Here is a 20,674-nt window from a genome sequence, read left to right as displayed (position 1 = left end):
CACGATGAGAACGCGCGGCTATGCCTGATAAATCCACTGTTCCGGCACTCGCGCCGAAATCTCTTCGCCGGCCCTGATCGTTCCGGGCTTCTCGACCCAGGCGACGACACCACGCAACCGCTTTGCCATTTTGGGGAACAACAGCGCGCCGGCTTCGATGTCGGCCATTCCGGCATTTTCAGCGATCGACCGCCCAGCAATGCGGCATGGTCCGTTCTGGGCGTCGACCTTCAGGGTCACGCCATCCTTGAAGAACAGCAGCGTGCCGGCCGGCAGCATCGACAGATGCGGCACGCCTTCGACCACCAGATTGGCGCCGATCCATTCCGGCTTGATCTCGGCCAAGCCCATCCGCTCGGCGACGATGGCCAGTTCATCCGCAGCCACGATCGATAGCTGCCGCTCGTTGCGCATTTCGGTGCCGCGCGGATACCAGGGTTCGCGCCCGCCCGAGCGCCGTGTCGATCCGGCGTGGAAATCGCCCAAAATGCCGTCGAAGCCGAGCCGCAACTCCTCCACCGGTTTTGTCTGGAAATGATCCGCTGGCGCGACATAGAGCGCTGCCGCGAGGGCGGAGAGCTTCTTGGCAGGGATGATTTCGACCGGTTTCTCGGCCTCGGGGAAGAGATCCAGCATGGCGTTCCGTCCTTGAATCATGCTTCCCGTTTTTGCTCTTCGGCCGGCAAGGCCGCAAGAGCGGTTTGGGCCAAAAGGCGCAACTCTTCGACCGATGCACCGTCCCGCGCCTGGATCGACATGCCGTTCATGACGCCGGCGATATATTTGGCGAAGCTTTCGACGGAGAAGCCTTCCGGCAGATCGCCCACCGCCCTCCCCTTGGCCAGCCGCTCCGCGATCGCCGCCTCACTCGCCTTGCGATAGGCCTTGAGTTCATCCGCAATGGCTTGCGCCTGCGGCGAGGCCGCCAGGGCACCGCTGACGAAAAGGCAGCCGCCGGGCTTGCCGGGCCTGGAATAGGCCTCCGCCGCCCCCAGCAGCAACCGCCGGATCGCCTCCCGTGTCGAGACCGGCGCGCTCAGCGCCTCCAGCGCAAAGCTGATCTCCGTCTCGTGGTAGCGCGTCAGCGCCTTGCGGAACAAAGTCTCCTTGTCGGTGAAGGCGTTGTAGATCTGCGGCGGCGTCAGCCCCATCGCCTCCCGCAGCATGGCCAGCGACGTCGCCTCATAGCCATGCTCCCAGAACAGATGCATAGCCGCATCCAGTGCCCGGTCGGGGTCGAACGCGCGCGGCCGGCCGCCGCGCGGCTTTTCCAAATTATCCATAGTGATCGATACGAAACCCGTTGACTTGCTCACTCCACATAACGTAACAATTGATACGAAACATGGCAAGGCGGAAGACGATCTTCCGGCAAGGCCGTGCAGCCCGAGGACAAGGAGAGACCGAATGCCCATTACCGTGACCGCGCCGGAAAGCGTCCTGACAGAGGCCGGAGAGCGCGAGATCCTGCCCCGCCTCAGCGCCGCCCTTATCGAGGCCTCCGGCGCCAGCGGCAATTCCTTCTTCACGTCGATCGTCGGCGGCACAGTCCATGTCCTGCCGCCGCACCACATTTATGCCGGCGGCACCAATCGGCCCGTGGTGATGGTCGAGTTGAAATTGCCCAATATCGGCCTTGGCTCGATCGAGGCCCGCCAGGTCTTCATCACCACGGCCGCCGGGATTGTCGCCGAACTCTGCGTGCCCGAGCACAGGCCCGAAAACACCTGGATCAACATCGTCAACGCGCCCGACGGCGGCTGGGGCATCGGCGACAGGCAATTTACCGGCGATGCTCTCATTGCCGCCGCCACCGCCGCCGCGCACTGATCTGATAGGGAAGATTTAATGCGGCTCTCCCCTTCGCTGTTTTTCACCACCAATTGCGAGCCGGCACTGGCCTTCTACGAACAGTGCGGCCTTGGCCGGGCAACGATCCTGCTGCGCTGGGGTGACAACGGCATGCCGGTGCGCACAGAAACCATGCGCGGAAAAATCCTGCACGCGCGCTTCGAAGGCCCGGGCGTCTTGTTCCATGCCTCCGACAATGACGATGCGGAGCCCATGAAAGGCTCCGCCATGGTGCTCGATTTCGACGACCTCGTCGCCATGCAGGACCTCTTCTCCCGCATGGCCGTCGGTGGCCGCATCACTGTGCCCCTGGCGCGGCAATATTGGGGGAGCAGCTTCGGCATGCTGGTCGACGCCTATGGCGTGCAGTGGATGTTCGCCAGTGAATGAAGAAGGGATCACGATCTTCTTACCGGAAATGGGAATTGGTGCCGCATTGCCGCCGCGTCGGATCGCTTTCATGGTGGTCTGATGCATGTCGCCCAAAAGTGACCTCGGTTTTGGGAAAACGACATGCATAAAAAGACCTGACACTGCGGAGGCACTCATGCGACCGGTGACGATAATCGGGCTGCTCTGGCTCGTCTGGGTGGTCACCTGGATTGCGGCTGCCGTGTGGGCTGATCCGGCTCAAAAACGCGCCACCATCGGCGCGGAGGTCCGCTATCGCATCTTCTGGCTGGCGGGCACCGTCCTGCTGTTCGTCCCGGCGCACGGCTACGAAGGCAGGCTGAGATTGTGGACTCCGACCTTGGCCGAGGCCTGGGTTTGCATCGCCCTGATCGCCATCGGCCTCATCTTCTCGTGGTGGGCACGCATCCATCTGGGCAGGCTGTGGTCGGCCTCGGTCACCGCGAAGGCAGACCACCGTGTGGTCGATACAGGCCCCTATGGGCTGGTCCGGCATCCGATCTACACAGGATTGCTGCTGGCGCTTCTTGCCACCATGGCGGCGAAAGGCACTGTCTGGGGCATTGCAGGTGTCGCACTGCTCACTATCGGCATCATCATCAAGGCAAAGCTCGAGGAACGTTTCCTGCGCGGCGAACTTGGCCCTGCCTATGACGATTACGCGCGGCGGGTGCCGATGCTGGTTCCCTTTACGCCGGCCTGACACGGCAAGGCGCGTTGGAACGCCGGCTCAGCCCGATTTTCTCGCCCCGCTGCCTTGCCGAAAATGGTCGACGGCACCGTCAATTTGAACCCAATCATGTTTCGACTGTTCGAAGACCGAGCGGACAGGAGGCGGGTAGTTCGGGTCAGCCAGCGCGCCGACGGCGACGCCGATCATCGACGGCAGCCTGTCGGCTTTCCAATAGACCGTCGAGCCGCAGTTGGAACAAAAGTAGTTGTGCACCTTGCCGCCGCTCGCCGCCTCACGGGTGAATTCCTTCGCGGTTCCAGAGATGGCGACGGCGTCGGCAGGATAAAAGGCACCGACGCCGAAGGGTGAGCCGGTTCTGCGCTGGCAGTCGAGACAATGGCAGGCGACAACCAGTTTTGACGGTTCTTGAAGCGTCAGCGTGAGAGCGCCGCAACTGCATCGGGCATCAACCATTGGAAACTCTCCTTTCTGAAACGAGATCGCGTCGATTCAAGCCGAGCCCCAACACGGGTTGCGTCGAGGGTCAGGTCAGGCTGAATGGGAGTGGAAAACGGGCGCGAAGCGGCCGAACTGCGGACGAAGGTCCGAATGGCCTTTCAGGCCAGCGTCAGCGCGACATCGCTTAGAGCATTCGGATAAGCGCGCCGCCTATCGAATACCCCGCGCCGAAGGCGCAGATCAAGCCGAAATCACCGGGCTTCATGTCGGCATGGTTCTCCGACAGCGCGACGATGGCGCCGGCACCCGCCGTGTTGCCGAGCCGCTCCAGCACCATCGGCGCACGGTCGTGATCGACATCGTGGCCGAACGACAGTTTCAGGATCATCGCATTCATGCGCGCATTGGCCTGATGCAGCCAGAAGCGCCGGACGGCCTGTGGCGTCAGACCGTGCTCGGCCAGGAACTCGACGATGAATTTTTGGCCGGCGACGGTGACTTCCTTGAACACCTTGTTGCCGACCTGTTTGATCAGATTGCCTTCCAGGTTGATCATGTAGGGATCATCCTGGGCGGTGCGGGTGTGGTAGCCCAGATTGGTGCGGATGTTGTTCGACATCTGCGTCCACAGGCGGGTGTCCAACACCTCGAAACGCCCCGGCCGTTTGTCGCCCTGGGCAAGTCCCTCCACCACCATCGACACCGAGGCGTCGCCGAAGATGAAATGCGTCTGCCGGTCGCGGAAATTGAGATGGCCGGTGATGATTTCCGGCGTCGTCACCAGGATGCGCTTGTGCGCGCCCGAGCGCACCAGATTGACGGCCATATGCAGCGCAGCCGCCGCGGACGAACAACCAAGCCCCATGTCGAAGCCCGCGCCCTTGGTCCCCAACGCCTCCTGCATTTCGATGGCGATCGCCGGATAGGGCCGCTGGTGATGCGAGGCTGAGCAGATGATCAGGTCGATCTGGGACGGTTCAAGTCCGGCATGGTCGAGCGCTTTCCTGGCCGAGGCGATGCCGAATTCGGCTTCCAGCGACAGCGCATCATCCGGCCGCGCCGGAATGCGCGGCGTCATGCGGGTCGGATCGAGAATGCCTTCGCGCTCGATGACATGGCGGGATTTCACGCCTGAGGCATGGACGATGAAGTCGCTGTCGGATTTCTGCAGCAAGGGCTCGTCGGTGCCCTGGCGCCGCGCGTTCTCGGTGTCGACCCAGCTGTTGAAGCTCTCGACCAGTTCTTCATTCGTGATGACAGCTTCAGGAATTTCAGCGCCGATGCCGCTGATGATGACGCGATGCATGTTTCAGTCAGTCCCATCCGCAGCATTGCGGCTTCATGTGGGCGCCGAAACGCTTCGGCGCAACACTTTTCTCATCCGGCCGGTTTACGCCGGCTTAAACCAAAGGTTTTGGCCGGCTTGAATCCGATCTCACCAGGCGCACAGCTTGGTGTTGGTCTGCGGGTTGTTCCAGCAGGCGCCGTCGTCGCGGCTGCGAACAAACTGTCCCGGCAACGGCACGTTGCGGCGGCCGAGATTGACATAGCCATAGGCAAAGCCCGGCCCATCGATCTCCAACACATAGGTCGGATAGCCCGGCGCCGAGATGCGGAAGCTGCCGGCATCGTCGATCGCGCGATAGCTGCACGCGAAATAGCCGTCATCCGTGGTGAAGCAGCGCGCCCGCTTGGCTTCCGCCGAAACCGAGAACGCCAGAAGTGCGGCCGCGCACACGCCGCCACCGTAAAGCAATCTTTTCAAAGTCATCATTCACCCCCTGCCACACGGGCCATCGTGATCCCACGCGATGAGTTGGGCACGGCGGTTAAACCGGGTCAAGCCGCCGCAAAGGGCCGCACACAAAGTGGGTAATTCTTTCCTAGCCTGCCCGCTTGGCGACTATGAAGATGCGCGGGAAGCGGAGCAGCACCTTGCCGTTGGCGGTCTTCGGATAAGCCTTGGCAATCTTTGCGGTGTAGCTGTCGAGGAAGATTTTGCGCTCGTCGGCATCGAGCGGATCAAGGAACGGCTTCAGCCCCGTCGACTTCACCCATTCGACGATCGCCTCGGCATCGGCCAGCGGATGGTTGTAGACGGTGTGCCAGATGTCGAGCCGGTCGGAGAGCGGCGACAAGAGGTCATAGTAGAACGACACCGGCCGCAGCGGCGCGCGCGCCGCATCCTTGATCTTCGCCGCGAACGGCACTTCTGCCGCTGTTTCCCGCATCAGCCGGTGCGAATCCTCGGCCATATTGTCCGGCATCTGGATGGCGAGCGCGCCACCAGGGGCGAGAAAGCCCATCAGCCGCTGGAAGACTGCCGGATGCTCGGGCAGCCACTGGAACACCGCGTTGGCGAAGATCACATTGACCGGCTCGGCCGGCTGCCATGTCGATGCATCGGCAAGATCGAAGCTGACATTGGGCAGGCGCGCCCTCGCCTTCTCGATCATGTCGGGCGAGGTGTCGAAGCCGCTCACCTGCGCATCCGGCCAGCGCTCTACCAGAAGCTCTGTCGAGTTGCCGGGCCCGCAACCTATGTCGACGACCCGGCGCGGAAAATCGACCGGCACTTGCGCTGCGAGATCACGCGCCGGCCGCGTGCGCTCGTCCTCGAATTTCAGATATTGGGCGGCGGACCAGTCAGCCATTTGAACTCCTCATATCGCCTTGAGAATTCGCCGCCCCGGTTTGTCCCCTACCGCGTCAGCCTCTTGTAGGTCATGCGGTGCGGGTTGACGGCTTCGGGCCCGAGCCGACGGATCTTGTCCTGCTCGTAGTCCTCGAAATTGCCCTCGAACCATTCGACATGGCTGTCACCCTCGAAGGCGAGGATGTGCGTGGCCAGACGATCGAGGAACATGCGATCGTGCGAGATGATGACCGCGCAGCCACCGAAATTTTCCAGCGCGTCTTCGAGTGCGGCAAGCGTTTCTGTGTCGAGATCGTTGGTCGGTTCGTCGAGCAGCAGCACATTGCCGCCGGTCTTCAGCATCTTGGCCAGGTGCACGCGGTTGCGCTGGCCGCCGGAGAGATTGCCGACCTTCTGCTGCTGGTCACCGCCGCGGAAGTTGAATGATGCGCAATAGGCGCGCGTGTTGGCCTCGAACTTGCCGAGCTTGACCACTTCGGCGCCGCCCGAGATTTCTTCCCACACCGTCTTCGACGGATCAAGCGCATCGCGGCTCTGGTCGACATAACCGAGCTTGACCGTCTCGCCGACGCGGATGGTGCCGGCATCGGGCTTTTCCTGGCCGGTGATCATGCGGAACAGCGTCGTCTTGCCGGCGCCGTTCGGGCCGATGACACCGACAATTCCGCCCGGCGGCAGCTTGAATTCCAGGCCCTCGATCAGCAGCGTGTCGCCAAAACCCTTCGACAGGCCGTCGACCTCGATCACCACATTGCCGAGCCGCTCGCCATGCGGGATGACGATCTGCGTGTCGGTCGGGCGGCGCTTGTCGGCTGCATCCAGCAGGTCCTGGAAGGCCTGGATACGTGCCTTGGATTTGGTCTGGCGGGCCTTCGGGCTCGACTGGATCCACTCGCGCTCGCGGCCGATGGCACGCTGGCGGGCATCGTCCTCGCGGCCTTCCTGCTTGAGGCGCTTGGCCTTGGCTTCGAGATATTTGGTGTAGTTGCCCTCATAGGGAATGCCGCGGCCGCGATCGAGTTCGAGAATCCAGCCGGTGACGTTGTCGAGGAAGTAGCGATCGTGGGTGATGATCATCACGGCGCCGGGATAGGCGCGCAGATGCTTTTCCAGCCACGCCGTGGTTTCTGCGTCGAGATGGTTGGTCGGTTCGTCGAGCAGCAGAAGGTCGGGCTGGCGCAGCAGGAGCTGGCAAAGCGCGACGCGGCGGCGCTCACCGCCCGAAAGCTTGGTGACATCGGCATCCTTGGGCGGGCAGCCCAGCGCTTCCATCGCCATTTCGACCTGCTGTTCGAGATCCCACAGGTTCAGCCGGTCCATCTCGTCCTGGAGCTTGGCCGACTCGTCGGCCGTCTCGTCGGAATAGTTCATCATCAGTTCGTTGTAGCGTTCGATGATAGCGGTCTTGGCGGCGACGCCTTCCATGATGTTCTCGAACACCGTCTTCTTCGGGTCGAGCGCCGGCTCCTGCGCCAGGTAGCCGACGGTGGCGCCTTCGGCCAGCCACGCCTCGCCGCTCCACTCCTTGTCGATGCCGGCCATGATCTTGAGGATCGTCGACTTGCCGGCGCCGTTGGGGCCGAGAATGCCGATCTTGGCATCGGGATAGAAGGACAGATGAATGTTCTCGAGCACCTTCTTGGTGCCATAGGCCTTGTTGAGGCCGGCCATGTGATAGATGAACTGGCGTGCCACGCGCGCTTTTCCCTGAAAACTGACTGGATTGTCGAATTGAATGGAGGTTGGGCGCTATGTAGGCGATGCGGGGCCGAACGGCAATCGCTTTTGCCAGATCAAGCCGAACACACGGTCAAGTGTGCGCCGACCGCCGAAGTTTTCCACCGGTCGCGAGGCATGTTGAAATCTCTGGTTAACCCTTCCGCGTCAAAACAGGATCGGGGTGGAATCGCTGGCTGGCCGCGATTCCGGTAGAGAAAGCGGATCGACGGCATTGCTGAACAGTTTCCTGCTCCTTGCCGAAGCGGTCGTCTACTTCAGCGTCATGGTGACGCTTTTCCGCTTCCGCAAGCGCATTGGCCTCGGCGTCTTCGTCTGCGCGCTCGGCGTCATGCATTTCCTGGAAACCTATCTCGCCAGCGTCTTTTACGTCGCGCTGCCATTCGGCCTGGTCTCGCCGGGCTCGGCGGTGCTGTTTTCGGGCAAGCTGGTGATGCTGCTCCTGCTCTACATCAAGGAGGACGCCGCCACCGTGCGCCAGCCGATCTACGGCCTGCTGCTCGGCAATGCGTTGATGATCGGGCTGGTGCTGCTTTTGCGCCTGCACGTCATCGCACCGCTCCCCGACGGCAAGCTTCCCGACATCGGCTTCATCGACGAGATGGGCTGGCTGATGGTGTGGGGCACGACCCTGCTGTTCATCGACGCCATCCTGATCATCCTGCTTTATGAAAAGCTTGGCCGGCACCTGCGCCAGGCGCAATTCGCGCGCATCCTGATTTGCGTCGCTTGCGTGCTGACCTTCGACCAGGCCGGTTTCTTCACGGCGCTGCATTTCGTCGCCGGCGCGCCGATCGCGGTCTTCTTCGGCGGCTGGTTCGCCAAGATGGCGGCGGCGCTGACCTTCAGCGCCATGCTCGTGGCTTATCTCAAATGGTTCGAGGCCCGTGACATTCCGCTGCCGCGCGGGCTGACCGATATTTTCGAAACGCTGACCTATCGCGAACGCTATGAAGCGCTGGTCGAACATGTCGGCCGCGACGGCCTGACCGGCCTGCTGCACCGCGGCCGCTTCGACGCCGACGGTGAAGCCGCTGTCGAGGTCAGCCTGCGCACGGCGAGGCCGCTCAGCCTGCTGATCGTCGATGTTGACCATTTCAAGTCGATCAACGACCGTTTCGGCCATGCCGAAGGCGACAAGGTGCTGAAGGCGCTCGCAAGCCTGCTTCGCGAAGTGGCGAGCGCCGAAGACCAGGTGTTCCGGATCGGCGGCGAGGAATTCGCCATCCTGAGTTCGCGCCCGCATCCGGTCGCCAGGCTGTTTGGCGAGAGCATCCGCCACGCTGTCAAGGCATCGGCCGCCACCAGCCGCTTCGAGCTGACCGTCAGCGCCGGCGTTTCAACCGTCGGCGAAACGACACGCTGCCTTGCCGATCTGTTCGCGCTCGCCGACCAGCGCCTCTACAAGGCGAAGTCGACAGGACGCGATCGCGTCGTCGGCGAGCCGGGCGGCCACGAGCCCGACACCGCCACTGCCTGGACGAAGTCGGCGCAGTTCTGATCTACGATTTTCTCTGTCGCGCAATACCTGTTCGCGTCGAGACCGCCATCAGCGCGATCGCCAGCCATTTCAGCGCCGTGATGATCGGCCCGGCCTGGATGTCATAGGCGATGAACAAAAGAATGCCCGGCACCAGCAGCCCGCACATGATCAGCATGATGCGGTTGATCTGCCAGGACACTTTTGCGGCCAGCGCCTCATCGCCGGCAGCGGGGGCCAGCGCCGCGCGCACCGTCTTGCCGCCCAGCAGCATGGCCGAGAGGCGCATCGAGATCGGCAGGCCGAGCCCGATGATGAGGAAGGCGCAGGCGGCCAGAAGCAGCGAAAACTTCAGCGCGCTGGTTTCAGCCGGCACCGGAAACAGCCGCGTCGCAAGCGGCAGGAAGACGCCGAAAATGCCGAGCGCGGCGATGGCGATGAAGATCACCGCGTTGACGATGGTGAACAGCTGGTAGGTCCCGGTGCCGATCGGCTCGGACAGCGTGCGCATGCGCGCCCACTCGGCATCGCTGTAGGAAAAACCCGGCCACTCCATCCGGGCGTCGTTGATCGAAACCATGCCCTTGGCCCAGAAGGCCAGCCGCGCCAGCGCGCTGCTTGTTATGCCATTCATTGCCGCCCCCGTTCAATGATGCCGGGACAGCATAGCACCAGTTCACTGGCCGGCGACAGCCGCGACGGCGTATCGAAAGCCCGCGGCGTCCTTACTGGAACCCGATCGCGTCAACGGTGCCGGTCGGGCAACCGGCCTTGTTGGTCGGCACGGAGGCAAGCAGCAAGTCCTTGAGCGAAGAATTCGGGCCGATTGGGCCGGCAAGGCCGAGCGTCAGTTCGCCGATCAGCCGCCGGCCGTTCGAAGGATCGATGACGCAGGATACCCGCACGCGATCCCCTGCTCCGGCGCCGAAGGCGGTGTCGAAGGCGCCGCGGATCTGGTCCGCCGTCAGCTTGCCGCCAATGGTCTTGGCGAAGAGTTCACGCACCGGCGAGGCGTTGACCTGCCGCATCAGGCCGAGCGCATCGGAAAAATACTCCTGCTGGCTCTTGCCATAGCAGGTGCCGTGCTTGATCCATTCATGCCGTTCCAACTGGGAGGCCGTGCCCGGCATCACCTGATCGAGCTCCTTGCGGGTGCCGGCCTCCAGATTGACCGGCGGCAGGTCCTTCCAATGGGCCGGATTGTCGTTGGCCTTGTCGCCTGCCGCCACCTGGCAATAGAAATTGCCGTTCGGCTGCGGCCACAGGCCGTGCAAGGTGAAGTTGGTGGCATCGAACTCGTTCGGGTTTTGCGCCTTGCATTCGGTCTTGTTCGACTTGGTCTCGCAAAAAGCCGGCTGCCAGCTCAGCGCGAAGACATATTCGGGTTTTCCCGCCGCGGCCGGCTTGCCTTGCCCGCCAGGGGCCGCCGGCACCGTCGCCGCACTGCTGCCCGACAGATGGCCGCAAGTGACCTTCACCCAGCGCCGCTCCGGATCGGCGCCCGGCACCAGGATCAGATAATGCGTCGGCGCATCCTTGTTGCCGGCAAGCAACTGGTAGCTCTGTCCGGCATCGGTCGAGACATTGCCGGGGTTCTTGCCGTTCTTGATGGCCTGCGTTGCCGGGCAGGCCGCGTCGGCAACGAAGGTGCCGCTCATCTTGACTTCGGCATGCGCAGCATTGGCCAGCGAAACCGCCAGCATGGCCAATCCGAAAACGACACCAATGCGCATGACAAATCCCCGGCTGAGAAAGTGGGCGACAGACTGAAGCTGTCTCCATGTCAGAATTGCGATATTTTGCTGGCCCGTGGCAAGAAAGATCGTCGCGCAAAAACAGTTGCTGTGGATTGACGCAAAACCGGCGTCAGCGCAAACAAAACCAACAACGATAAAATGAGGGAGAGAGGGCGGCCGTGCCTTTCAATCAGCAACGCATGGTCCGCTCACCGACCGGCGCCGATCTCAATCTCCTGGTCAAGCAGGCTGACAGCAAGCCACGCGCCGTCGTCCAGATCAATCATGGGCTGGCCGAGCACGCCGCGCGCTATGCCCGCTTTGCCGATTTTCTCTCTACGCGCGGCTTCCACGTCTATGTCCATGACCATCGCGGTCATGGCGCGACCAAGGCGCCAGACGCACCGCTCGGTAGATTCGCCGATAGGGATGGCTCGGCCAAGGTGATCGCCGATGTCGATGCCATCCAAGACCTCATCGCCGGCGAATGCCCTGATCTGCCGGTCATCCTTTTCGGCCATTCGATGGGCGCGTCGGTGGCGCTGAACTACCTTCTGAGCCACTCCCCGCGCGTCCATGCCGCCGCGATCTGGAACGGCAATTTTTCGCAAGGCCTGCTTGGCCAGGTGGCGCTCGGCGTCCTAGCCTGGGAACGGATGCGGCTGGGCTCCGATGTCCCCTCCCGCCTGCTGCCGAGACTCACCTTCCAGGCTTGGGGCAAGGCGGTGCCCAACCACCGCACGCTGTTCGACTGGCTGTCGCGCGACGAGGCGGAGGTGGCGAAATATATCGCCGATCCGCTGTGCGGCTGGGATGCCTCGATCTCGATGTGGCGCGACGTGGTCTCGATGGCGCTGAACGGCGGCAAGGATGCCGCCTTCGCCGACGTCCGGCGCGACCTTCCCGTCGCCATCGTCGGCGGCGACAAAGACCCCGCTTCGGACTATGGCAAAGGCATCACCCACCTTGCCAACCGCATGCGCAGGATGGGCTTTTCGAATCTCGTTTCAAAGATTTACACCGACACTCGCCACGAAAGCCTGAACGAGGTGAACCGCGACATCATCATGGACGATTTCGCCGCCTGGGCCGACAGCGTGCTGAAATAGCGACCCGCATCCGTTTCGAACCGGCCCGTTGGCCCATCGCAAGGGCCGTGACAGCCGCGGCCCGGCTTGATAGAGGCTCTGCTTTCGCAGCAATCACGGTGATTTATGGCCGAACCACCCCTGAAAGGCGTCCGCGTCGTCGAACTCGCCCGCATCCTTGCCGGGCCCTGGGCCGGGCAATTGCTTGCCGATCTCGGCGCCGATGTCATCAAGGTCGAAAGCCCAGATGGCGGCGACGACACCCGCAAATGGGGACCGCCCTTCGTCATGAGCCATGACGGCGAGAACCTGTCGGCCGCCTATTACCATTCCTGCAATCGCGGCAAGCGTTCCATCGCCATCGATTTCTCGACGCCGGAGGGGGCGGAAACCATCCGCCGGCTGGTCGCCACGTCGGACGTGCTGATCGAGAACTTCAAGCTCGGCGGATTGAAAAAATACGGGCTCGACTATGACAGCCTGCGCAAGATCAACCCGCGCCTCGTCTATTGCTCCATCACCGGCTTCGGCCAGGACGGACCTTACGCGCCGCGCGCCGGCTACGACTTCATCATCCAGGCCATGGCCGGCATGATGTCGATCACCGGCGAAGTCGGGCGTGAGCCGCAAAAGGCCGGCGTCGCCATCTCCGACATCTTCACCGGGCTCTATTCGGTCATCGCCATCCAGGCCGCGTTGCGGCATGCCGACCGGACCGGCGAAGGCCAGCATATCGACATGGCGCTGTTCGACACCCAGATCTCGGCGCTCGGCAACCAGAACCTCAACTATCTCGTCTCCGGCAAGTCGCCGGTGCAGATGGGCAATGCGCATATGAACATCGCGCCTTACGAAGTGGTGCCGGTCCGCGACGGCCACATCATCCTGGCGGTCGGCAATGACGGTCAGTTCGCCAAATTCTGCGCCGCCGTCGGATTGGATGAGCTGTCGACCAATCCCGACTTCGCCACCAATCCGGCCCGGGTCGCCAACCGGGTGAAGCTGCGCGAACGCATCGTCGAGGTGCTGAGCACGGTCGATCGCGACCCGCTGCTGGCAAAGCTGGAGGCGGCAAGCGTGCCGGCGAGCCCGATCAACACTATCGGCCAGATGTTCGCCGACCCGCAGACGATCGCGCGCGGCATGCGGCTCGACCTCGACGACGGCCATGGCAACCGTCTGCCCTCGGTACGCGCGCCGATGGTGATGTCTGAAACACCGCTGGTCTATGAACGCCCCTCGCCGCGCCTTGGCGAACACACGCAAGAAATCCTTGCCGAACTGGAGAGGTTTGGGAAATGAAGACCGGTGGACAACTGATCGTCGAAGCGCTGGAAGCCAACGGCACCGACCGCATCTTCTGCGTGCCGGGCGAATCCTATCTGGCGGTGCTCGACGCGCTGCACGACTCGGCGATCCGCACCATCGTCTGCCGCCAGGAAGGCGGCGCCGCGATGATGGCCGACTGCCAGGGGCGGCTGACCGGCAAGCCCGGCATCTGCTTCGTCACCCGCGGCCCCGGCGCCACCAACGCCTCCGCCGGTATCCACATTGCCATGCAGGATTCGGTGCCGCTCATCCTGTTCATCGGCCAGGTCGCCAGCCATGCCAAGGAACGCGAGGCGTTCCAGGAGGTGGACTATAAGAGGTTCTTCGGCGACATCGCCAAATGGGTGGTCGAGATCGACGACGCCGCGCGCATCCCCGAATTCGTCACCCGCGCCTTCGCGGTGGCGACGTCGGGCCGGCCTGGGCCGGTCGTCATCTCGCTGCCTGAAGACATGCTGACCAGCGAGGTCGAGGCGCCGGCAGCGCTTCCCCACACGCCGGTCGAGACCTATCCCGGCGGGGCCGAACTCGACGCGCTGGAAAGGCTGCTTGCCGGCGCCAAGCGGCCGTTCGTCATCCTCGGCGGCACGCGCTGGAATGAGGAAGCCGTCGCGCGCATGCGCGCAATATCGGAGGCATGGTCGCTCCCCGTCGGCTGCTCCTTCCGCCGCCAGATGCTGTTCGACCATCTTCATGCGAACTACGCCGGCGATGTCGGCATCGGCATCAATCCGAAGCTGGCGGCCCAGATCAAGGCGGCCGACGTCGTGCTGTTGATCGGCGGCCGCATGGGCGAGATGCCCTCCTCGGACTACACGCTGCTGAAAAGCCCCTACCCCGATCAGGCGCTGGTGCATGTCCATGCCGACGCCGGCGAACTCGGCCGCGTCTACCGGCCGACGCTGGCGATCAACGCCTCGCCCGCCGCCTTCGTCGAGGCTTTCGCCAAGCGCAAGCCGGCCGGCACGCCATCCTGGGCAGCCGAGACGGCGAAAGCGCATAGCGCCTACCTCGAATGGTCGACACCGCCGCAGACGGGTCCGGGCGACGTGCAGATGGGCCCGATCATGACATATCTGGAACAGGTATTGCCGGACGATGCCATCTTCGCCAACGGCGCCGGCAACTACGCCACCTGGGTGCACCGCTTCCATCGCTTCCGCCGCTTTGCCACGCAAGCGGCACCAACCTCCGGCTCTATGGGTTATGGCACCCCTGCCGCGGTCGCCGCCAAGGCACTTTATCCGGATCGCACCGTGATCGCCTTCGCCGGCGACGGCTGCTTCCTGATGAACGGCCAGGAATTCGCCACCGCCGTGCAATACGACCTGCCGATCATCGTGATCGTCGTCAACAACGGCATTTACGGCACCATCCGCATGCACCAGGAGCGCGAATATCCCGGCCGCGTCGTTGCCACCGATCTCAAAAACCCCGACTTCGCGTCGCTGGCGCGCGCCTATGGCGGCCATGGCGAGACGGTTGAGAAGACGGCCGATTTCGCGCCGGCCTTCGAGCGTGCCCGGGCCAGCGGGAAGCCGGCCATCGTCGAAATCAGGCTCGATCCCGAAGCGATCACGCCGACCCGGACGATGACGCAAATCCGCGACAAGGCGTGATCCAAACAAAAAAGGGGCGGTCGCCCGCCCCTTTTTCTAAGCGGTTTCCGCTATTTCGCTGCCTCGATTTGGCCGCGGATCTCGCCGTCCTTGTTGGCTGCGGTGTGGACGTTGACATAGTAGTTGCCGGCCGCCAGGTCGGCTGCCTGGGCGTCCGTCAGCGTTGCCGACCCCTTGATCGGGCTCTTAAGCTTGCCCTTGAAGGGGATGACGGGAGCGGCGCTCGCCCCCATCGCAGCCGGGCCGTGAATGTGCGCTGCCGTCGCCGGTCCGCTGAGGCCGGAATATTTGACGTCCCAACTGAGCTTCTTCTTGGTGGTATCGAAGGTGAGCGTAGCGGTGCCTTTGCCCTTGGTGGTGACGGGCGGACTCTGCTGGCTGCCATCGAGCGTCGCCTTGTATTTCACCACCTCGGCCATGGCCGGCGATGCGAGCAGGAAAGCGGTCGAAACGGCCAGCGCCGAAAATACCGGCAGGAAAGAATGTGTGCGCATGAATAACCTCCGATTGGCTGTCGCATGGGTCACGGTCCCCCGACGCGCGCATGCTCCAACGCAACGGTTGGGCGGCGCAATGTTTCCCTGCACACGTTTTTGTGACCGGGAAAACAAGAAGGGCCGATCGCTCGCCCCTTTTCAGTTTCGAGAAGAGAGCCGTCAGACCGCCGCCAGCGCCTGCGTCAGGTCGGCGATCAGATCGTCGGGATGCTCGACACCGATTGACAGCCTGACCGTGGTCTCCAGCACGCCGATGCGCTGCCGCACGTCGAAGGGAATCCCGGAATGGGTCATGGCCGCCGGATGGCTGGCGAGCGACTCCGTGCCGCCGAGGCTCACCGCCAGCTTGAAGATCTGCAGGGCGTTGAGAAAGGCGAAAGCCGCCTTCTCTCCGCCTTTGATGTCGAAGGAAAAGGTCGAGCCGGCGCCACTGCATTGCCTGAGATAGGCGCGCCCCGCCGGCGTATCCTCGCCGAGGAAGGGCAGATAATGCACCTTCTCGACCTTGGCGTGATCGCGCAGAAATTCGGCGACCAGGCGCGCATTGTCGTTGGCACGCTCCATGCGGATCGACAACGTTTCCAGCGAACGGCCGAGCATCCAGCAGGAATGCGGGTCGAGTTGCGTGCCGATGGCGCCGCGCAGCGCCTTGATCGGCTTGGTGACCACCTTGCTGCCCATGGCCGCGCCCGCGATCAGGTCGGAATGGCCGCCGACATATTTGGTCAGCGAATAGACGGAGACATCGGCGCCGTGGTCGATCGGCCGCTGGAACACCGGGCCAAGCAGCGTGTTGTCGCAGACGATAATCGGCGTCGACCCTTGGCCTGCACCGATCTCGTCGGCGATCGTCCGCATCAGCGCGATATCGACCAGGCTGTTGGTCGGGTTTGACGGCGTCTCGATCAGGATGACCGAAACACGCCCCTTCGCCACCGCGGCATCGGCCGCCGCCCGCACCGCCTTCTCGTCGACGCCATCGGCGAAGCCGACAGCGCCGATGCCGAAGCCGGACAGCGTGCGGGTCAGCAGCGTCTCGGTGCCGCCATAAAGCGGTTGCGAGTGCAGGATGACATCGCCCGGGCGGGCATGGGCGAGGAGTGTGGTGGCGATCGCCGACATCCCAGACGAAAACAGGATGCAGGCGTCCGTTCCCTCATAGATCGCCAGCCGGTCCTCGACGATCTCGCTGTTGGGATGATTGAAGCGCGAATAAACAAGGCCGGATGCCGTGCCGCTCGGCGGCTCCTTGCGACCCGACGTGTAGTCGAAGAAGTCACGTCCCTCTTCCGCCGATTTGAACACGAAGGTCGAGGTCAGGAACACCGGCGGCTTGACCGCGCCTTCCGAAAGCTGCGGGTCGAAACCGTAGCTCAGCATCAGCGTCTCCGGATGGAGCTTGTGGTTGCCGATATGGGTTTTCGACGGGCGTGGCGCGGTCATGGCCTTTTCCTGCGTTCAAGGGATATCGGACCGCAATTTATGCGATCCCGATCAGCCAGTCCTTGCTATTCTTGGGCTCGCATGGCTGCATGCCGGCAACAAATTGCCGCGAGAGAGCAAAAATGCAGCAGAAGATAGCTGACGATTTCGACCTCAGGATTCTCAGGGAATTGCGGGCCGACGCCCGCATTACCAACAATGAGCTTGCCGAGCGCATCGGCCTGTCGCCGTCGCCTTGCCTCAGGCGCGTGCGGCGGCTGGAGGAGACCGGCGTCATCAGGGGCTACACCACGCTGGTCGACCCCGCCGCCTTCGGCTGGAGCATGGTCGCCATCGCCACCATCCGGCTCAGCCGCCAGAACGAGGACGAGATTGTGATGTTCGAGGACGCGATCCGCGGCTGGGAAGAGGTGCTGGAGTGCCATCTCGTCACCGGCTCGCGCGACTATGTACTGAAGGTGGTGACGGGCAGCCTGGAACAATACGAGCGCTTCATCAAGGAGAAGATCGCGCGGCTGAAATGCGTCGCCTCGATCGAGACCAGCTTCGTCATGAACACCATAAAGGAACGGCGCCTCTGACACTTGGCCAGAGGCGCCGGTCTTAACATCGAGATATTCCAGCCAGGCTTACTTGATCGCCTTGTCGGTGATCGCGGTGGTATAGGCGCCTTTCGGCTCCTTGGTGATGATCTTCTGGTCGAGCAGCGCCTTGGCGGTACGCTCATAGGTCGCCGGATCGAGCTTGCCGTCGGCATTGTCGACCAGCTTGGCGACTTCGCTCATCATGCGCTTCTGGTGATTCTCGTCCTGGCCGCCGCCGTCCATGACGATGCCGGCAGCCTCGTCATTGTTGTCGACGGCGTATTTCCAGCCCTTCATCGAGGCGCGCACGAAACGCACCATCTTGTCGGCGAAGGCCGGGTCCTTGAGCTTGTCCTCAGAGGCATAGAGCCCGTCCTCGAGCAGGTCGTTGCCCATCGCCGAATAGTTGAAAACGGTCAACTGTTCCGGCTTGTAGCCGGCGTCGATCAGCTGCCAGTACTCGTTGTAGGTCATGACCGAGATGCAATCCGCCTGCTTCTGGATCAGCGGCTGCACGTCGAAGCTCTGCTTGAGAACAGTGACGCCGTCCGGGCCGCCATCGGTCTTGAGGCCAAGCTTGTTCATCCAGGCATAGAACGGATACTCATTGCCGAAGAACCAGACGCCCAGCGTATGACCCTTGAAGTCGGCTTCGGTCTTGATCGGGCCGTCCTTCGGGCAGACCAGCTCCATGCCGGCCTTCTTGAACGGCTGGGCGATGTTGACCAGCGGCACACCCTTTTCGCGCGCGGCGAGCGCACCGCCCATCCAGTCAACGATGACGTCGGCGCCGCCGCCGGCGATCACCTGCTCGGGCGCGATGTCCGGGCCGCCCGGCTTGATATCGACGTCGAGGCCTTCGGCCTCATAGAAACCCTTGGCCTTGGCGACATAGTAGCCGGCAAACTGCGCCTGCGTGACCCATTTCAGCTGCAACGTCACCTTGTCGGCGGCCATTGCCTGGAACGCGGCCAGCGACATTGCGCCGGCCAGAACGGGAATAATCAGTCTTTTCATCTTTTTACCCTCTGAGGTTAGCACCCTTAAACCCACCGCCCCTATCCACCACGGACAGAGGGATGCCAAAACGTGACGGCTCTTTCGACAAGAGCGACCACGCCATAAAAGACCGAACCCGCAAGTGCTGCAACTGCGATTTCGGCCCAGACCATGTCGATGTTCATCCGCCCGACCTCAGTCGAAATGCGGAAGCCCATGCCGACGACGGGCGTGCCGAAGAACTCGGCGACGATGGCGCCGATCAGCGCCAGCGTCGAGTTGATCTTCAGCGCGTTGAAGATGAAGGGAGCCGCCGCCGGCAGCCTGAGCTTGATCAGCGTCGGCCAGTAGCCCGACGCATAGGTGCGCATCAGGTCGCGCTCCATATGGCCGGAGGCGGCAAGGCCTGCGACCGTGTTCACCAGCATCGGGAAGAACGTCATGATGATGACGACCGCCGCCTTGGACTGCCAGTCGAAGCCGAACCACATCACCATGATGGGCGCCACGCCGATGATCGGCAGGGCCGAAACCATGTTGCCGATCGGCAGGAGCCCACGCCGCAGGAACGGCACGCGGTCGGCAAGGATCGCGGTGATGAAGCCGGCGCCGCTGCCGACGACATAACCGAAGATCACCGCCTTGAAGATGGTCTGCCGCACATCCGCCCCGAGCACCGGCAGCGAACCGGCAATGCGCGCACCGATGGCGCTGGGCGGCGGCAGCAGGATGAAGGGGATGCCGGCGCCCCGCGTCACCGCTTCCCAGATGATCAGGATCCAGGCGCCGAAGATGGCGGGGATGATCAGGCGAAGGGCGATCCTGGCCCACTTCTCAATGGGCTGCAACGATGACAGCACTGCCACACCTCGCCAAGCGAGCAGCCAAGCGCTGGTCAGGAGCAAAAAGTATGGCGCCAGCGTCGCAAGGTTGATCCCAAGCACCCAGGCCGCAATCAAGGCCATGAGATATGGAACCAACACTTCACCTTCGAAACTGCCAATCCCGCGGATCAACAACCAGGCGACGAGATGTGCGCCGATAAGGAGCACCAGCGCTTCGACGGCGGGGCCTAACCTGATCATCGAGATCAAGCTAGTCAACACAGCCAAGCTGATCATCGGCCCCCAACTTTGCCAATAATTTAAGCCAGCATTGGGATCCTTAAAGACAACGGCAATCAAGCAAAGCACAATCGCCAGCACCGCCTGCCAGGAGGGTCTCAGCCAGTTCATGCCGGCCTCCCGCCCATGGCGCGGTCGACGATGCGGCCGGCAATGCCGACCACCATGACCAGAAGCGCCGCCACGATCGAACCGGCGACCAGCGCCGACCAGATGTCGATGGACTGGCTGTAGTAGGCGCCGGCGAGCAGCTTGGCGCCGATGCCGGCTACCGCACCGGTCGGCAGTTCGCCGACAATGGCGCCGACCAGGCTCGCGGCCACCGCCACCTTCATCGAAGTGAACAGGAACGGCACCGAGGCCGGCACGCGCAGTTTCCAGAAGGTTTGCGAGGGGCTGGCATTGTAGGTGTGCATCAGGTCGAGATGCATGATTTCGGGCGAGCGCAGCCCCTTCACCATGCCGACGGTGACCGGGAAGAACGACAGATAGGTCGAGATCATCGCCTTCGGGATCAGGCCGGTGATGCCGATAGCCGCGAGCACCACGATGATCATCGGCGCCACCGCCAGGATCGGGATGGTCTGCGAGGCGATGATCCACGGCATCAGGCTGCGGTCGAGCGTCGCCACATGCACGATGCCGACGGCGATGATGATGCCGAGCGCGGTGCCAAAGGCAAAGCCGAGCAGCGTCGACGACAGCGTCACCCAGGCGTTGTAGACGAGGCTGCGGCTCGAATTGATGGGCCGCAGGAAAGTGTTTTCGAAGAAGTTCACCGCCACCTGATGCGGCGCCGGCAGCGTCGGCTTCGGCTGCGCCAGCGTCTTGCCGATGAACTCGACCGCGCCGGGCGTCTCGTTCGCACGGGTGTCGAGATCGCGCTGGAATGGCGCGTTGAGGATGACGGCGAAGACGTACCAGAGCACGACCACGCCGGCGAGGATGGAGGTGACGGGGACGAGCTTGTCGCGGAAGGAGTCCATCT

At 63.0% G+C, this 20,674-nt stretch carries 22 protein-coding genes; 8 read left to right on the top strand and 14 right to left on the bottom strand.

Annotated features, from left to right (window positions below; translation table 11 throughout):
* Positions 1-18: 18 nt before the first annotated feature.
* Together AC04SF_RS09495 and AC04SF_RS09490 are read right to left on the bottom strand one after the other, a co-directional pair.
* Positions 19-636 (bottom strand): MOSC domain-containing protein, encoded by a 618-nt coding sequence (locus AC04SF_RS09495; protein ID WP_488477568.1) that lies wholly within the window; start codon positions 634-636, stop codon positions 19-21.
* Positions 637-653: 17 nt separating this feature from the next.
* The gene (locus AC04SF_RS09490) at positions 654-1,316 is read right to left on the bottom strand and encodes a TetR/AcrR family transcriptional regulator (protein WP_488477567.1); all 663 of its coding nucleotides are present in this window, start codon (positions 1,314-1,316) and stop codon (positions 654-656) included.
* 91 nt (positions 1,317-1,407) lie between these two features.
* Here AC04SF_RS09490 and AC04SF_RS09485 point away from each other — a divergent pair, with 91 nt between their 5' ends.
* The 3 genes from AC04SF_RS09485 (at position 1,408) to AC04SF_RS09475 (ending at position 2,965) form a co-directional block, all read left to right on the top strand.
* Positions 1,408-1,830: a tautomerase family protein gene (locus tag AC04SF_RS09485; protein WP_488477566.1), complete on the top strand. Its 423-nt coding sequence runs from the start codon at positions 1,408-1,410 to the stop codon at positions 1,828-1,830.
* Between the two features lie 18 nt (positions 1,831-1,848).
* Positions 1,849-2,241, top strand: coding sequence for a VOC family protein (locus tag AC04SF_RS09480; protein WP_488477565.1), 393 nt, complete (start codon positions 1,849-1,851; stop codon positions 2,239-2,241).
* A 157-nt stretch (positions 2,242-2,398) separates the two neighbouring features.
* Positions 2,399-2,965 carry a methyltransferase family protein gene (locus AC04SF_RS09475; protein ID WP_488477564.1) on the top strand — a complete coding sequence of 189 codons (567 nt, stop codon included), beginning with the start codon at positions 2,399-2,401 and terminating at the stop codon, positions 2,963-2,965.
* A gap of 27 nt (positions 2,966-2,992) precedes the next feature.
* On the opposite strand, the gene AC04SF_RS09470 is transcribed toward AC04SF_RS09475, so the two are convergent.
* From AC04SF_RS09470 to ettA, 5 genes are all read right to left on the bottom strand, one after another.
* Positions 2,993-3,409 carry a GFA family protein gene (locus AC04SF_RS09470; protein WP_488477563.1) on the bottom strand — a complete coding sequence of 139 codons (417 nt, stop codon included), beginning with the start codon at positions 3,407-3,409 and terminating at the stop codon, positions 2,993-2,995.
* A 169-nt stretch (positions 3,410-3,578) separates the two neighbouring features.
* A complete protein-coding gene (locus AC04SF_RS09465; RefSeq protein WP_096447512.1) occupies positions 3,579-4,700 on the bottom strand; it encodes a beta-ketoacyl-ACP synthase III in 1,122 nt (373 codons plus the stop codon).
* Positions 4,701-4,829: 129 nt separating this feature from the next.
* On the bottom strand, positions 4,830-5,165 hold the full coding sequence (locus AC04SF_RS09460; protein ID WP_475450069.1) for a hypothetical protein: 336 nt from the start codon (positions 5,163-5,165) through the stop codon (positions 4,830-4,832).
* A gap of 112 nt (positions 5,166-5,277) precedes the next feature.
* The gene (tam, locus tag AC04SF_RS09455) at positions 5,278-6,048 is read right to left on the bottom strand and encodes a trans-aconitate 2-methyltransferase (RefSeq protein ID WP_488477562.1); all 771 of its coding nucleotides are present in this window, start codon (positions 6,046-6,048) and stop codon (positions 5,278-5,280) included.
* Positions 6,049-6,095: 47 nt separating this feature from the next.
* Complete coding sequence (gene ettA, locus AC04SF_RS09450; RefSeq protein ID WP_488477561.1) at positions 6,096-7,745, bottom strand: energy-dependent translational throttle protein EttA; 1,650 nt, start codon at positions 7,743-7,745, stop codon at positions 6,096-6,098.
* Between the two features lie 256 nt (positions 7,746-8,001).
* On the opposite strand from ettA, the gene AC04SF_RS09445 reads away from it, so the two are divergent.
* Positions 8,002-9,288 carry a GGDEF domain-containing protein gene (locus tag AC04SF_RS09445; RefSeq protein ID WP_488477560.1) on the top strand — a complete coding sequence of 429 codons (1,287 nt, stop codon included), beginning with the start codon at positions 8,002-8,004 and terminating at the stop codon, positions 9,286-9,288.
* 1 nt (position 9,289) lies between these two features.
* On the opposite strand, the gene AC04SF_RS09440 is transcribed toward AC04SF_RS09445, so the two are convergent.
* Positions 9,290-9,901: a hypothetical protein gene (locus AC04SF_RS09440; protein WP_488477559.1), complete on the bottom strand. Its 612-nt coding sequence runs from the start codon at positions 9,899-9,901 to the stop codon at positions 9,290-9,292.
* Positions 9,902-9,992: 91 nt separating this feature from the next.
* Positions 9,993-11,000 (bottom strand): ribonuclease T2 family protein, encoded by a 1,008-nt coding sequence (locus AC04SF_RS09435; RefSeq protein ID WP_488477558.1) that lies wholly within the window; start codon positions 10,998-11,000, stop codon positions 9,993-9,995.
* Between the two features lie 182 nt (positions 11,001-11,182).
* Between AC04SF_RS09435 and AC04SF_RS09430 the strand changes: the two genes are divergently transcribed.
* From AC04SF_RS09430 to AC04SF_RS09420, 3 genes are all read left to right on the top strand, one after another.
* On the top strand, positions 11,183-12,112 hold the full coding sequence (locus AC04SF_RS09430; RefSeq protein ID WP_488477557.1) for an alpha/beta fold hydrolase: 930 nt from the start codon (positions 11,183-11,185) through the stop codon (positions 12,110-12,112).
* Positions 12,113-12,217: 105 nt separating this feature from the next.
* Entirely contained in the window at positions 12,218-13,393 is a 1,176-nt protein-coding gene (locus AC04SF_RS09425) for a CaiB/BaiF CoA transferase family protein (RefSeq protein ID WP_488477556.1), read from the top strand.
* Positions 13,390-15,039 carry a thiamine pyrophosphate-binding protein gene (locus AC04SF_RS09420; protein WP_488477555.1) on the top strand — a complete coding sequence of 550 codons (1,650 nt, stop codon included), beginning with the start codon at positions 13,390-13,392 and terminating at the stop codon, positions 15,037-15,039. The genes AC04SF_RS09425 and AC04SF_RS09420 overlap by 4 nt, the downstream gene beginning before the upstream one ends.
* A 50-nt stretch (positions 15,040-15,089) precedes the next feature.
* On the opposite strand, the gene AC04SF_RS09415 is transcribed toward AC04SF_RS09420, so the two are convergent.
* Complete coding sequence (locus tag AC04SF_RS09415) at positions 15,090-15,533, bottom strand: CHRD domain-containing protein (protein ID WP_096447530.1); 444 nt, start codon at positions 15,531-15,533, stop codon at positions 15,090-15,092.
* 162 nt (positions 15,534-15,695) lie between these two features.
* The gene (locus tag AC04SF_RS09410) at positions 15,696-16,979 is read right to left on the bottom strand and encodes a cystathionine gamma-synthase family protein (RefSeq protein WP_488477554.1); all 1,284 of its coding nucleotides are present in this window, start codon (positions 16,977-16,979) and stop codon (positions 15,696-15,698) included.
* A gap of 122 nt (positions 16,980-17,101) precedes the next feature.
* Between AC04SF_RS09410 and AC04SF_RS09405 the strand changes: the two genes are divergently transcribed.
* Positions 17,102-17,560, top strand: a complete 459-nt coding sequence (locus tag AC04SF_RS09405) for an Lrp/AsnC family transcriptional regulator (protein ID WP_027029765.1) — start codon at positions 17,102-17,104, stop codon at positions 17,558-17,560.
* 48 nt (positions 17,561-17,608) lie between these two features.
* Here the strand turns inward: AC04SF_RS09405 and AC04SF_RS09400 are convergent, their stop codons facing one another.
* The 3 genes from AC04SF_RS09400 to AC04SF_RS09390 are packed head-to-tail and all read right to left on the bottom strand — an operon-like array spanning position 17,609 to position 20,672.
* Complete coding sequence (locus tag AC04SF_RS09400) at positions 17,609-18,580, bottom strand: ABC transporter substrate-binding protein (RefSeq protein WP_202353552.1); 972 nt, start codon at positions 18,578-18,580, stop codon at positions 17,609-17,611.
* Positions 18,581-18,621: 41 nt separating this feature from the next.
* A complete protein-coding gene (locus AC04SF_RS09395) occupies positions 18,622-19,797 on the bottom strand; it encodes an ABC transporter permease (RefSeq protein ID WP_488477553.1) in 1,176 nt (391 codons plus the stop codon).
* A complete protein-coding gene (locus AC04SF_RS09390) occupies positions 19,794-20,672 on the bottom strand; it encodes an ABC transporter permease (protein ID WP_488477552.1) in 879 nt (292 codons plus the stop codon). Before AC04SF_RS09390 ends, AC04SF_RS09395 begins: the two co-directional genes overlap by 4 nt.
* Positions 20,673-20,674 lie beyond the last annotated feature (2 nt).

The organism is Mesorhizobium sp. CNPSo 4671, assembly GCF_057784245.1.
Note: the sequence above shows the minus strand (reverse complement) of the source record. Positions and strands in the feature narration are given on the sequence as shown.

Excerpts from the sequence above, each read along its gene's own strand:
- AC04SF_RS09495 (WP_488477568.1), bottom strand. The coding sequence starts at position 636 with ATGCTGGATCTCTTCCCCGAGGCCGAGAAACCGGTCGAAATCATCCCT.
- AC04SF_RS09485 (WP_488477566.1), top strand. The coding sequence starts at position 1,408 with ATGCCCATTACCGTGACCGCGCCGGAAAGCGTCCTGACAGAGGCCGGA.
- AC04SF_RS09480 (WP_488477565.1), top strand. The coding sequence starts at position 1,849 with ATGCGGCTCTCCCCTTCGCTGTTTTTCACCACCAATTGCGAGCCGGCA.
- AC04SF_RS09475 (WP_488477564.1), top strand. The coding sequence starts at position 2,399 with ATGCGACCGGTGACGATAATCGGGCTGCTCTGGCTCGTCTGGGTGGTC.
- AC04SF_RS09470 (WP_488477563.1), bottom strand. The coding sequence starts at position 3,409 with ATGGTTGATGCCCGATGCAGTTGCGGCGCTCTCACGCTGACGCTTCAA.
- AC04SF_RS09465 (WP_096447512.1), bottom strand. The coding sequence starts at position 4,700 with ATGCATCGCGTCATCATCAGCGGCATCGGCGCTGAAATTCCTGAAGCT.
- AC04SF_RS09460 (WP_475450069.1), bottom strand. The coding sequence starts at position 5,165 with ATGACTTTGAAAAGATTGCTTTACGGTGGCGGCGTGTGCGCGGCCGCA.
- tam (WP_488477562.1), bottom strand. The coding sequence starts at position 6,048 with ATGGCTGACTGGTCCGCCGCCCAATATCTGAAATTCGAGGACGAGCGC.
- AC04SF_RS09440 (WP_488477559.1), bottom strand. The coding sequence starts at position 9,901 with ATGAATGGCATAACAAGCAGCGCGCTGGCGCGGCTGGCCTTCTGGGCC.
- AC04SF_RS09435 (WP_488477558.1), bottom strand. The coding sequence starts at position 11,000 with ATGCGCATTGGTGTCGTTTTCGGATTGGCCATGCTGGCGGTTTCGCTG.
- AC04SF_RS09425 (WP_488477556.1), top strand. The coding sequence starts at position 12,218 with ATGGCCGAACCACCCCTGAAAGGCGTCCGCGTCGTCGAACTCGCCCGC.
- AC04SF_RS09420 (WP_488477555.1), top strand. The coding sequence starts at position 13,390 with ATGAAGACCGGTGGACAACTGATCGTCGAAGCGCTGGAAGCCAACGGC.
- AC04SF_RS09415 (WP_096447530.1), bottom strand. The coding sequence starts at position 15,533 with ATGCGCACACATTCTTTCCTGCCGGTATTTTCGGCGCTGGCCGTTTCG.
- AC04SF_RS09410 (WP_488477554.1), bottom strand. The coding sequence starts at position 16,979 with ATGACCGCGCCACGCCCGTCGAAAACCCATATCGGCAACCACAAGCTC.
- AC04SF_RS09405 (WP_027029765.1), top strand. The coding sequence starts at position 17,102 with ATGCAGCAGAAGATAGCTGACGATTTCGACCTCAGGATTCTCAGGGAA.
- AC04SF_RS09400 (WP_202353552.1), bottom strand. The coding sequence starts at position 18,580 with ATGAAAAGACTGATTATTCCCGTTCTGGCCGGCGCAATGTCGCTGGCC.
- AC04SF_RS09395 (WP_488477553.1), bottom strand. The coding sequence starts at position 19,797 with ATGAACTGGCTGAGACCCTCCTGGCAGGCGGTGCTGGCGATTGTGCTT.
- AC04SF_RS09390 (WP_488477552.1), bottom strand. The coding sequence starts at position 20,672 with ATGGACTCCTTCCGCGACAAGCTCGTCCCCGTCACCTCCATCCTCGCC.